Annotated in this window: 6 protein-coding genes, 1 pseudogene and 1 CRISPR repeat array; all 7 genes and pseudogenes read right to left on the minus strand. The window is 67.8% G+C overall.

Annotated elements, in window-relative coordinates; all coding sequences use genetic code 11:
- Positions 1 to 80: 80 nt before the first annotated feature.
- Positions 81 to 893: pseudogene (locus ADX84_RS27090) on the minus strand (CRISPR-associated endonuclease Cas3''); the annotation flags it as partial.
- 64 nt (positions 894 to 957) lie between these two features.
- Positions 958 to 4,951: a CRISPR direct-repeat array (repeat unit 28 nt; unit sequence GTGGTCCCCGCGCGAGCGGGGGTGAGCC).
- 872 nt (positions 4,952 to 5,823) lie between these two features.
- Positions 5,824 to 5,949 (minus strand): hypothetical protein, encoded by a 126-nt coding sequence (locus ADX84_RS26975; protein ID WP_255352574.1) that lies wholly within the window; start codon positions 5,947 to 5,949, stop codon positions 5,824 to 5,826.
- Positions 5,950 to 7,479: 1,530 nt separating this feature from the next.
- Positions 7,480 to 8,199 carry a hypothetical protein gene (locus ADX84_RS14625; protein WP_234003970.1) on the minus strand — a complete coding sequence of 240 codons (720 nt, stop codon included), beginning with the start codon at positions 8,197 to 8,199 and terminating at the stop codon, positions 7,480 to 7,482.
- Positions 8,200 to 8,297: 98 nt separating this feature from the next.
- Entirely contained in the window at positions 8,298 to 8,798 is a 501-nt protein-coding gene (locus tag ADX84_RS25505) for a hypothetical protein (RefSeq protein ID WP_234003971.1), read from the minus strand.
- Between the two features lie 33 nt (positions 8,799 to 8,831).
- Positions 8,832 to 9,875: a DUF2637 domain-containing protein gene (locus ADX84_RS14630; RefSeq protein ID WP_234003978.1), complete on the minus strand. Its 1,044-nt coding sequence runs from the start codon at positions 9,873 to 9,875 to the stop codon at positions 8,832 to 8,834.
- Between the two features lie 666 nt (positions 9,876 to 10,541).
- Complete coding sequence (locus ADX84_RS14635; RefSeq protein WP_049573874.1) at positions 10,542 to 11,135, minus strand: hypothetical protein; 594 nt, start codon at positions 11,133 to 11,135, stop codon at positions 10,542 to 10,544.
- A 72-nt stretch (positions 11,136 to 11,207) separates the two neighbouring features.
- The gene (locus ADX84_RS14640) at positions 11,208 to 11,951 is read right to left on the minus strand and encodes a hypothetical protein (protein WP_049573877.1); all 744 of its coding nucleotides are present in this window, start codon (positions 11,949 to 11,951) and stop codon (positions 11,208 to 11,210) included.
- Between the last annotated feature and the right edge of the window lie 9 nt (positions 11,952 to 11,960).

Consider the following 11,960-nt stretch of genomic DNA (forward strand, 5'->3'; position numbering starts at 1 on the left):
CTCGCCCAGTGTTGGGACAGGGCTGCTTCGGTGGGTTCCCAGCCTTGTCGGGGAAGGTTGTCCAGGACGACTTCCTCTTGGCTGGCCAGCCAGTCCGCGGCGACCGTTAGGCCCGCGACCACGCCCACGACGTCGCCGGGTAGCGGTGAATTCAGGATGGTGTCGGCACCGGTGAGTCTGCGCAGAACTGCCAGGTGTGCTCGGCGCTGCTCGTCCCATTTGGTACCGCCGAGCGCTGGGGCCCACCGATCGATAGCTCTGAGGCGCTTTCGGTCCAGTGCCGGGTGGAAACGTCCGTGGTGGCCGCCTAGTAGCTGCGCGATCTGGTGTGCCGGTGAGCGGGTCGTCGGACTGCGCCGGGGATAGCCCAGTTCAGCGAACAGGACGGTCAGTGCCCAGTGGGTGGCGGCATCGTGTCCCAGGGTTTCGTGTGAGAGATCCTTCTGGACCAGGTAAGCGGGGTCGTGCTGCAGGGTCGCGTAGCTGGAGGGGTCTTTTTCTTGGAAAAGGGGGCTTATCTTGCCGATGTCGTGAAGGCCTGACCAAAAGGACACGAGGCTTCGACAGGTCGATTGGGGCAGGCCGAGCCGTTGTGAGATCTGTTCTTGGATCTGTTTGCTCAGTAGTCCGTCCCACAGTGCTCCTGCGACGGCGGCCACGTCACTGAGATGACAGATGAGGGGGTAGGGCGCGGGAAGACCCTTACTCTTGCCCCATAGGCGTGCATCCAGGTGTTCACTCACTGGGCGTCCTGTCCTTTGAATCGATGCTCTCCCTGGATGCTGGTGTATCAACAGGTTCCGACAATCCGCGAGCCCGAGCTCCGGCAGACCAGGCGCTGATTCGATAGCGTCAAAGGCGATCGGACATCCCGTGAAGGAGACCCGGGTCACTTGACACCTCCCGCCTTGAGATCACAAAACAGCAACAGGAGACCTCAGGCGCAGGTCAGGAAGTGTGGTCCCCGCGCGAGCGGGGGTGAGCCGTCCGAGCCCCTCCAGGGCGCGGTGCAGCTTGCGTGGTCCCCGCGCGAGCGGGGGTGAGCCTTGGTCCTGCCCTCGAACGGAGACACGATGCCCGTGGTCCCCGCGCGAGCGGGGGTGAGCCGGTAGCAGTCCTGGCCCCGCAGAAGGAAGGAATGTGGTCCCCGCGCGAGCGGGGGTGAGCCGGTAGCAGTCCTGGCCCCGCAGAAGGAAGGAATGTGGTCCCCGCGCGAGCGGGGGTGAGCCGCCGTGGCCGACAGCTCCCGCACCCTGGACCCGGTGGTCCCCGCGCGAGCGGGGGTGAGCCGTGGTCAGTCATGATGTCGGACCCGTCGTGGTTGTGGTCCCCGCGCGAGCGGGGGTGAGCCGGCCCAGCGGCCGCCATCGCGCGCCCAGGAGGGGTGGTCCCCGCGCGAGCGGGGGTGAGCCGATGGTCGGCCCGGTCGTCTTCGCCGGGTGGGCGTGGTCCCCGCGCGAGCGGGGGTGAGCCGACTCATCAGCGGGCGTCCTTCCGGGTGAGTTCGTGGTCCCCGCGCGAGCGGGGGTGAGCCGGCAACTACGGGTACAGCCTCAACGCGGCCGTCGTGGTCCCCGCGCGAGCGGGGGTGAGCCGTCGAGTGCCCATCCCGGCGCAGGTCGGCAACGGTGGTCCCCGCGCGAGCGGGGGTGAGCCGGCTCAGGACGTTCGGGGGTGCCGCATCGAGGGGTGGTCCCCGCGCGAGCGGGGGTGAGCCGTCCACTCCAAGCCGTTTCTACGCTCGGGGGCGGTGGTCCCCGCGCGAGCGGGGGTGAGCCGGGACGCGCACAGGTTGGGCAGGTGCACGGTGAGTGGTCCCCGCGCGAGCGGGGGTGAGCCGCGTCTCGGGGTCGGGCTCGTGGTCCTGGACCTGTGGTCCCCGCGCGAGCGGGGGTGAGCCGTTCTCGTCCTCCCTCCCGGACGGACGGGCTGGGTGGTCCCCGCGCGAGCGGGGGTGAGCCGGGGGTGCCCGTGTCCGGGACGAAGGTGCTGTGGTGGTCCCCGCGCGAGCGGGGGTGAGCCACCGCCGGTTCCCTGCGCGACGGCCGCGAGGTGGTGGTCCCCGCGCGAGCGGGGGTGAGCCGGAGGCCGCCCTCAAGGAGGCCGCCGAGAAGGTGTGGTCCCCGCGCGAGCGGGGGTGAGCCGTGGGAGCGGGTGACGGTCCGCACCGGCGCGTCGTGGTCCCCGCGCGAGCGGGGGTGAGCCGTCCGCCCGGACCGGGCCGAGGAACGCGCCGAGTGGTCCCCGCGCGAGCGGGGGTGAGCCGAAGCAGGCCCGTGAAGCCGGTGACCAGGGGCGGTGGTCCCCGCGCGAGCGGGGGTGAGCCGCGTGTTCCGGTCCCCCTCCGCCGAGCGGTGGAGTGGTCCCCGCGCGAGCGGGGGTGAGTCGGCCAGCCCGGCCCCGGAGGCCGCGACGGTCGTGTGGTCCCCGCGCGAGCGGGGGTGAGCCGCCGCCGCCGGTCGATCCGACCCCGCGGCCCACGTGGTCCCCGCGCGAGCGGGGGTGAGCCAGCGTCAGTACGCGGAGAACGTTGCGGAGACCCGTGGTCCCCGCGCGAGCGGGGGTGAGCCGGGTCAGATCGCTCGGAACCTTGCATTCCCGCAGTGGTCCCCGCGCGAGCGGGGGTGAGCCGCGCAACGGGTCGTTCTACACGCGGGACACCCGGTGGTCCGCGCGCGAGCGGGGGTGAGCCGATCCACTGAACACCGCAGGGCCGGGAGAACACGTGGTCCCCGCGCGAGCGGGGGTGAGCCGACGCGGCATGAGCCACGACCTGACCGGGGCCCGTGGTCCCCGCGCGAGCGGGGGTGAGCCGCCCGCGGAGAACGGTGGGGGTGAGGGCTGATGGTGGTCCCCGCGCGAGCGGGGGTGAGCCGCACCACCATGCACAGGATCGTCCTCCCCTCCGGTGGTCCCCGCGCGAGCGGGGGTGAGCCGTGGATGCAGGGCCTTCCTGCCGGCCACGTCACCTGGTCCCCGCGCGAGCGGGGGTGAGCCGATACCGGACGCTGGCCCGATGATGGGGACCATGTGGTCCCCGCGCGAGCGGGGGTGAGCCGTGATCGCTCCGGCGCCGATCGTGCGCGCCCAGGTGGTCCCCGCGCGAGCGGGGGTGAGCCGCTGGACGAGCACGGCCAGTGGGCGGCGATCTGGTGGTCCCCGCGCGAGCGGGGGTGAGCCGCTGGCCGACCAGGTCCGGTGTGATCCGCAGCAGTGGTCCCCGCGCGAGCGGGGGTGAGCCGTGGACGAAGCGTTCGCGCGCCTGGTGGGCCTGGTGGTCCCCGCGCGAGCGGGGGTGAGCCGGCGGTGGCCAGGACCGGTTCTCGACGGTCTTTGTGGTCCCCGCGCGAGCGGGGGTGAGCCGTTCACTGGCCTGTGGTTCCGCCGGTTCATCCTGTGGTCCCCGCGCGAGCGGGGGTGAGCCGCGCCTGGACCACGGTGCCCTGACCGAGGAGCGGTGGTCCCCGCGCGAGCGGGGGTGAGCCGTACATCTCCCCGCCGGTGAACTGGGCCGCACTGTGGTCCCCGCGCGAGCGGGGGTGAGCCGCAGCTGCCCAAGCCGCTGCTGGCGCAGGCGGGGTGGTCCCCGCGCGAGCGGGGGTGAGCCGGCGTATATGCGCCATAGGAGGCGAACACAGATGTGGTCCCCGCGCGAGCGGGGGTGAGCCGACCACCGAGGGCGTGCGGATCTACCCCGAGCAGTGGTCCCCGCGCGAGCGGGGGTGAGCCACCCCACCTGCCCGGCCTGGCCCGACGAGATCGGTGGTCCCCGCGCGAGCGGGGGTGAGCCAGGGCGGCACCGCCGCCTTCTCCGGCGGCGCCCCGTGGTCCCCGCGCGAGCGGGGGTGAGCCGCGCGTCGGGTCGGGGTGGACGGCCGTGGGCCGGTGGTCCCCGCGCGAGCGGGGGTGAGCCGGTCCACGGCAACGACTGCCGCGGTTCCTCGGTGTGGTCCCCGCGCGAGCGGGGGTGAGCCGTGTCGCGACAATCATGCGCCTCCTGAGGAGGCGTGGTCCCCACGCGAGCGGGGGTGAGCCACTACGGCCCCTACTTCCCCGGCGCGGAGTGGGGTGGTCCCCGCGCGAGCGGGGGTGAGCCGTAGCCACCGAGCCCGCCACCACCCCTACCGGTGTGGTCCCCGCGCGAGCGGGGGTGAGCCGTGTCGTCCCATACGACCCGGCGCTCGGGGTCGGTGGTCCCCGCGCGAGCGGGGGTGAGCCGTGTCGTCCCATACGACCCGGCGCTCGGGGTCGGTGGTCCCCGCGCGAGCGGGGGTGAGCCGTGAGGGAAGAACATCGGCCGCCCGTCGGGGGCGTGGTCCCCGCGCGAGCGGGGGTGAGCCGGCTGTCCCCGAGCTCACCGAGACCGACGTCATGTGGTCCCCGCGCGAGCGGGGGTGAGCCGGTCTTGCCCATGCGGGGCTTGGCGCCGATGAGGTGGTCCCCGCGCGAGCGGGGGTGAGCCGCCCGGAGGAGGTCGTCCGGTCCCTTCAGGAGAGTGGTCCCCGCGCGAGCGGGGGTGAGCCGATCCTGGAGAGCTACCCGGCCGAGTGGGTCGTGTGGTCCCCGCGCGAGCGGGGGTGAGCCGCCCGGCGGCTGCCGGTAGGTAGTAGTAAACGTGTGGTCCCCGCGCGAGCGGGGGTGAGCCGGGCGGCCGTCTGGTCCGTGCGCCCGCCGGGGAGGGGTCCCCGCGCGAGCGGGGGTGAGCCGCTTGCGAGTGGAGGCCGGAGCAGCCGCGGAGCGTGGTCCCCGCGCGAGCGGGGGTGAGCCGTGATGGGTCGAGCGGTTCGGCGTAGTCCAGGAGTGGTCCCCGCGCGAGCGGGGGTGAGCCGCCCCCACCCGACGCCCACCTCCAGGCCGATGCGTGCTCCCCGCGCGAGCGGGGGTGAGCCGCGCGAAGCGAAGTCGAGGCCGACCCCGAACAAGTGGTCCCCGCGCGAGCGGGCCTGGGCCGACACCCGCACAAGGTCGAGCGCTCGATCGCCTGGGTGGGTTCCTACCGCAGGCTGAAAGTGCTCTGGGAGCGCAAGGCCCGCACCATCCTGGCCATACTCGGCATCGCCTCTATCCTCATCTGCTGTAAACACCTAGCCAAGCACGCTGTGAGCTTTTGAGATGAGCTCTAAGAACATGCACTTGATCGCCTATGCCGATGAGTCGTTCCTCGGACATGACTACCGAGTGTGTTGAGTGGTGGCTACGGCTGCGGTTTACCCCTTCCACTTGGAGGAGGCCCGTCACGCCACGATTGACCTGCGCGGCGCCCGCAGCATCGGCAAGACCCAATGGACTCAGATGGAAGCCTTTGCTGCAAGCCCGACTCTGGCGCCCTGGGCCTGGCGCCCTCGGGAGGGCTCGAACCCAACCTTCTAATCCGTAGACAGTGGATGGCAGGACCAATATCCACAGCTCAGCGAGGTTACGCAGGAAACCCGGAAGTTGCCCGTTCCACGTAAATTCCGCAGCCTGACGAACAACCCCGAGCATGCCACAGCCCCACTTCCTCGAGGCACCGACACGGCTCGTCGGGCCAGCCGCGACAGCGCCTCACGTTCACCGGACGATGCCGACGGTGCTCGGTGGCCTCCGCCCTCACGGCAGGGGCGTCTCAGGGGGACTACGGCTGCGATCAAGCCCTCGAAGCCGCTGCGCATTCCCACGTTCGTGACTGGATCACCGAGCATGTGGTGTCGGCCACTCGCGATCAACCGACCGTCATGCCAAATCCCACACCTACACGAGTTCGTAGAGCAAGGGACAGCAAAAGCGAAGCCTGCGCGGAGAACGACGGATATTCGGGAATCGCCCCGGAGAGTTCTGTCGGCGTCAACCCAGTGGAGCCTCCTCCATCCGGATGACATCGTCCAGCGAGCCCGAACAGGCCTGATCAAGCAGATCCCGGAACTGATCCAGGCTCATCTGCACCCGCTGACCGAAGGCGTCAGTCAGCATGATCCGCTTCTCTTCGGGGACTTCCTCGTCGATCCACAGCTGTGGTCAGCCGCAGTTGCAGTTTCCCCAGAACGTGGCCAGCGGTTCGATTGACTTGTCGTTACTCATGTGATCACCTCAAACCGGTTCCTACCTTCGATTCCATAGCGGCAATCGGCCCCGCAGGCCAGAGAACCATCTCCACCCAGACGAGAACCCGAGGTTGGGTTTGAACGACTGGAGAATGCCCTTCACTTCGGTTATGCACAGAAAATCATGCTTCGTGGACTCCTCGTAGCCAAGCACGGGAGCAAACCCGAGCTAACCATCGGATTCGCACCGCGCTTGCGTGCTCCGTTTGTGCTCCGCAGTTTTTGACCGGGACGTCACCGGGCGGCACGACGTGGCACAGAACGGCATCCTGTTTCGGATGGCGCGGGACGGAACGGTACGTAGTGACACGTGGCGGTACGCGACCATAGAACTTCTAATCCGATGGTTCTGGATTACTTCAGGAGGCGCCAGAGACTGAGATCCACAAACACCCGTCACCGAAGCCCGACTATCGGACACCGTCACGTACGGAATCCGAAGGCGTCTTCGTATGTAAGTGCGTGCGACGCTCACCGAGCGCACCGGACTCGCCTTCAGACACCTCATTGCGCAGCCGCAATCCGCACTCCTTTACCAGTCGCCCCCAGTGTTCCCTCCGACCAAAGCGATCAGCGATCTGCGCACTGGTGGGCAACGCCCCTGTCACGCCTTCTCGATCCAACACCCATCGCCAGGCCCAAGCCTGATCTCCTGGGCCCCCGGGTCGCACCTGGACCACTTCACCAACCTGCGCCACCGCGTCGGTCGCCGTTGGCGGGATCGGGAGTCAGCTATCGGCGGCCAGTGGTGGCTACGCACCCTAGGGGCGGGTGCTGATCCGCGTGGTGCTGGGGATGTCACGACGAGTCTTGGTCACGTTCCGCCAGCCACACAGCTGCAGGAATGAAAGCAGGGTCCGCAGGAGTGATGGCATAGAGCTCCACCACACTTGGGGATGGCTCTCCGAAGGGGACCATCTCAAAGATAAGGCCCTCGGAGTCGGTTCCGATAGCCCGATGTTCCCAGATGCGATAGTCGCGGGCTTGGACCACGTGTGTGCGATGGACGATCGACGCCAGCTTGGGGCAGGCCCGCAAGCTGAAGGCCAGACAGGTCGGGTGGGCGGGAGCTTCGAAGTAGTAGCGAGTGGAAATGTCGGCCACCGGCCAAACACACACCTGCCCTGGCTCGATGTGGGTGCCACAAACGGTGCAGCGGCGCTCGGTGACAGCCTGTCGTTGCCGGTTGGGGCATGCGGAGCCGAACAGCGGATGGCCCTTGCCTACCTTGCAGGTGCACACCAGGACGGGCCCGCCCTCGCGCTGGACTACGTGGTCGGATCCTTTGCTCCACTGGACGGTCCACGGCACGGGTGTGGTCCCAACCCGGGGCAGGCGAGCGATCTGGGGTGGCATGGGGTGGTTGTTCATAGGAGTTCTCCAGGAGAAGTGGAAAGGTTCAGCACAGGCCCAGGTGGCGGTTTATCGCGGCGCGAACGTCCGTCTCCGCGATGCGAACCCATGCGGATTCGTCGGTGCTGGTGCCGATCACTGCGGACGTGCCCAGCCCCCACAGGGCGCACGAAGTGGCCAGCGTTGCCGCCGCGATCGGGTGGGTGGCGCGTAGGCGCCAGGTGAGACGGTTCGGATCGATACCGCGCTCGTGCAGCCCCCGGATCAAATGCATGGCACGGGTTCCCGACCATGCTTGCGGGTCTTCGACCACTGCGGTTGGGTGCAGTTGGTGAGCCCAGCTGGCATCGCGGTCCGGTCCGACCAAGGGTTGTGTGGGAGCAGGAGTTGATGCCCCGGGTTGGGACCGAGAGTGCAGGGGGTTGAGGATGTGGCCGAGCACGTCGCACCGTGCGCAGACGTGCCTGTCCGTGACCAGATCGGTGAGGCATTCCCTGAGGGCCAGGACGCCGATGCTGCGAGCGGCGTCGATGGTGGCGCGTTCGGTTGCCACTCGGTCGGGGGCGATGAGTAGGTTTCCCGTCCACTGGAAGAAGGGCAGCCAGAGGTGGTGCAGGCGGGGCCAGATGTAGGCGCCCAGGTTCCAACGGGTGTAGAGCTCGCGTAGGAAGGCGCCCTCGTCCAGTTCGACGAGTTCGGCCATGGGGCGGGGCGCCTGCTCGTGATCGAGTGCGTCGAACAAGGCCATGCTGGCGACCATGCTCATGGGGATCTCGATTCGCGAGGGTCCGTGAGCCTTGCGCCAGGCTGCTGCGATCGTGGCGCCCAAGAGGGCGGCCTCATTTTCCATGGTCAGAACTCCCGTCAGAATCGGGTGTAGCGCGGATCGAATGTCGACACGGGGGCGGGGCGCCATCCGTGGGCGATCAGGTGGGTGAAGAGGTCGATGGCGGCGGCTCGTCCCGCTTCGCGATCTGGGTGGATCTGCCTGACTGCGGTTCCCCAAGGCCCCGCGGTGAGGAACAGGTGCCAGGACTCGCGATGTACCCACAGGCACAGAGCGCATCGCTGGTGTTCTCGGATCAGGTGATGAACCGCTGGTCGCTGCGAGGCAAGCCGGACCGCCTGGTTCAGGCGCGTGCGTGTCCACTCGGCGCCAGGTACGCGGACTGCGCTGGTAGTCCATTCCAGGCCGTGCGGGACGTGTGACCAGCGGGTTCGGATACCAAAGACGTCATGGGTCAGGGTCAGATCGAGGACAGGACGTTGTTCGGGGGTGACGCCATGGGTCAGGGTCACGTCCCATTCGTTGCGTAGGCCAGGGTCGAGCAGGCGCCGTACTTGCTCAGGGGGCGCGAAGACCACAAGGTCACCTTCTTCCGGTCGGCGTGGACGCAGTCAGACGTGTGCGTCGGCGCGCTGTTCAATAACGGGCATCCCGGCGCTTTCTTCCTTGATGATTTCTTTCGCCTTGGTCATGACCTTTTGGGCCCAGCGGCGCTTCTTGGGGGAAACTCCAAAGGCCTCGCATAGGCCGCGTTCCGATGGCGGCATATCTGCCTTGGTGGACTTCAGGTAATACTGAACGGCTTCGAAGAAGACCTGTGGGTCAACATCACGTGCTGTTCCTCTGTCGCGTTCCATTTGCGCGAGAAAGGTATCGGTGAGTTGCTTGGTCTCCCGGATGTGCAAGCCCTGACGTAGCCGCACCGAGATCTCCGCCGGAACGCTGCGCCGCCACCTGCGACCCATGGCTTCGGCCAGGCGACGCTGGGTCTCAACCTTCATCGCGTACAGGTCGAGGGCTTCGGTGGGGTTGGTGATGTGTCCCATGGCGGCCAGGCGGGCGATACGCAGTGACCCCAGGGGGTCCCACCACCATCGCGCGACTGGGATCAGAGGGCCGACCCAGGCTTCCTGGCAGTCGTCGGTCCACTGCTTACGGCGGTGACGCAGGACCGTTTCCCACAGTGCGGCGGCGATGACGGGCATCAGAGACCACGCGACCTTCGCTGAGAAGGCTTGCTCTGCCTGGGCGGCGTGCGACCACTGAAACCATGACGACCCTGCCACGATGAGCAACACCATCGCTCGGGGTCCCAGTGCGCTGGCTCCCATCTTCGCCCACCGGTAGGAGACGAAAGCGAAGAAGGCTGCCATGCCATCCAGTGCGGCGAATAGAAGGAAGGGCCAAGGACCCTTCAAGCCCATTTCCGTTCTGGCGAACCCCACGAGTCCTTGCATGATGAGGCCGCTGGTGACAGCGGCGAAGAACACCACGATCAGATTCTCGATCAGGTTTTCTCTCTCCCGAGGTGGCGACTTCCGGTACCAGCCGATGAATGCTCCAGTGAGCTTCATCGCGGGATAGAATAAGATTCCAAATACGACGAGGCCGGAAATGGTCGCGATGATGATCTGATTGGCATCCATCTCAATCACGTCCTTCAAGAACGGAAGCTTCAGGGAAGTGGGGGTGCGTGGTGCTCCAGCCACTCCGGGCAGGGGTAGGTGTCCGGGTTCACTGGGGTAGCCACGAGATAGTCCAGGGCTCCGGCACGGCGGGCCTGCGGATCGTTCAGCGGAAAGAACTGGGACACACCGCCGGTACCGTCCGAGAGCACCGTGACTCGGCGCTCCCGTAGCTCCACGCGACGGGCGATCAGGACATCTGCCTGTGCTGTGTGGCGGATGAGCACGGGACAGACCCGAACCGCGTAGGCCATGCACCGTGGATGCAGGGGCGGCTCGATGAAGTCCCGGACGTGGCGGTCGGATCGAATGAAAGCCAGACCTGTGCGCGGATCAAGGGGTTTGCCGCACGCACCGCACCGGTGCTGGCGCATCATGCGTCGCTGCAGGTCGTGACACATCGCACCGAGCCTGTGGGGGCGGTCGCTGTCCTGGCATGGACAGACCGCAGTCACCCCTGTTTCAGGCAGCTCGACCAGTGTGAAGGTCTCACTCATGTCTCCGCGTGGGGTGATGACGGGGATGGGGAAGCCGGATCGAGTGGTGGGCAGGCACTGGATGGATCGGGGTTTGGGCACGTCGGAGTGCACAGAACCTCCTTCGGTGGAGCAGGGGTCAGCAGGGGCGCTATGTGGGTCAGGCGGTGGTCGGGAAGCGGTGCAGGAAGGTGTCCCGGTGGAGTACCTGAGGGTCCTGTGGCTGAGAGAGGTAGAACTGCAGGGGGAAGCTGTGGCCGCCTGTGGCCCCGTGCGCGAGGACGATGAGGGTGTCGTGGTCGGCAGCGCTCAGCAGGCGCCCTTCGCACGTGTGGACCTGCTCGGCGAGCACCACCGGATGCTCTGGTCCGCTTTCACGCGCCAGCACCGGGCAGACCTGGAAGGCATAGCTCAGACACTGCGGGTGGGCCCCAGCCTCCATGTACAGATCCGTACCGGGCAGGGGCAGTCCACCGAAGGCGAAGAGCCCTTCCGTGATGCCCTGGCCACAGACCGAGCACAGCCCTTCCAGTGCGCACTGACGCTGGCGTTCGGGGCACTGGGCGCTGAAGACAGGCTCGTCCACGCGGGGATCGCAACCGCAAACAGTGGTCAAGCCAGTTTCTTGCCGATAGGCGATGTACTCGGGGTCGTGGCCTCGGGAGACGGTGAAGGGGATGGGCATCCCCGCACTGGTGCGCTGTAGTGATTCGACGGGTTCAGGCATGGGCACGGTGCGCCAGGAAGCGGGCATGGGCGATCTCCGGTTCGAACGATGCTGGGCAATAGAGGGGTCCAAGTCAGATCCCGTATGGAGTGCTGGACCTCAAAGGCCGAACTGGAAGGGGCCGAGGGCGCGTAGGGCCTCCGCGCGGGCTTCCTGCTCGTCCAAGATCCAGTCCTCGTCCTGGCTGATGGAGACCAGTACGTTGGCGCGCTCGGTGGTGGCGACTCCCCAGGCCACGAGGTTCACGCACAACGTGGCGGCGGTCAGTTCGTCGATCTCGCGCAGACGCCAGGTCACGTGCTTGGGGTCGGTCTGTTGAGCGTTGAGGGCGTTGAGCACACCCAGCACCTGGTGCCCCGATCCGCCTTGGTCCAGGGTGATGGTCTGCACGGGCCTCTCTGGCTGCAAAGGCGTCTGGCTCCCCGCACCGGGCAAGGGAACGGATCCGGTCACGGCGGGGGTGCGCAGGCGGTGCAGTACCGCGCCGAGGAAGTCTTGTCCGTGGATGAGGCTGCGCAGGTGCTCGATCACGCCCAGGGTGCGTAGGCGCAGCGCGAACACGGTCGCGGCTTGGATCAACCGGTGATGGTCGGGCCAGTTGGGCCAGTCGGTGAAGCAGTCCCAGCGGTGGTGCAGGTAGGGCCAGTTCTGCGTGACGGCCTCCCACACGCGATGCTGCCCGGACAGTAATCCCTCGGCTGCGGTGTGGTCCTGGGCTGGGATGTGCAGGTGCTGGCGCAGGACAGCGGTGGCCAACACGCTCATCGGGACTTCCAGGCGGCTGGGCCCGTACAGCTCGTGCCACTGGACGGCGACGGCGTCAGCGAATCCGGACGTGTTCATAGAGCTCCT

Source organism: Nocardiopsis sp. SBT366, from assembly GCF_001083815.1.
Lineage (GTDB): Bacteria > Actinomycetota > Actinomycetes > Streptosporangiales > Streptosporangiaceae > Nocardiopsis > Nocardiopsis prasina.

What these genes read in the sequence shown, in the direction of transcription:
- ADX84_RS26975 (WP_255352574.1), bottom strand. Translation starts at nt 5,949, where the DNA reads ATGCTGACTGACGCCTTCGGTCAGCGGGTGCAGATGAGCCTGGATCAG.
- ADX84_RS14625 (WP_234003970.1), bottom strand. Translation starts at nt 8,199, where the DNA reads ATGAGCATGGTCGCCAGCATGGCCTTGTTCGACGCACTCGATCACGAG.
- ADX84_RS14635 (WP_049573874.1), bottom strand. Translation starts at nt 11,135, where the DNA reads ATGCCCGCTTCCTGGCGCACCGTGCCCATGCCTGAACCCGTCGAATCA.
- ADX84_RS14640 (WP_049573877.1), bottom strand. Translation starts at nt 11,951, where the DNA reads ATGAACACGTCCGGATTCGCTGACGCCGTCGCCGTCCAGTGGCACGAG.